This is a genomic window from Phormidium sp. CCY1219, from assembly GCF_055795085.1.
Window position 1 is genome coordinate 1 of the sequence record NZ_JAYFEQ010000942.1, and the last position, 228, is coordinate 228.

Here is a 228-nt window from a genome sequence, read left to right on the forward strand (position 1 = left end):
CCCACAGTTTCAGGGTGTTATCGTCTGATGCAGAAACCGCCCCAGTGCCGTCCGGGGTGATGGCCACTGCCATTACCAGGTCACTATGCCCGGTGAGGGTGGCCCGTTCCGACCCAGTGGCCAAGTCCCACAGTTTCAGGGTGTTATCGTATGATGCAGAAACCGCCCCTGTGCCGTCCGGGGTGATGGCCACTGCCCTTACCCGGGCACTATGCCCGGTGAGGGTGG

1 protein-coding gene is annotated in these 228 nt (G+C 62.3%); it reads right to left on the bottom strand.

Annotated elements, in window-relative coordinates:
• On the bottom strand, nt 1-228 hold a 228-nt coding region (locus AC0QH1_RS30740), incomplete at both ends, for a WD40 repeat domain-containing protein (protein WP_442957397.1).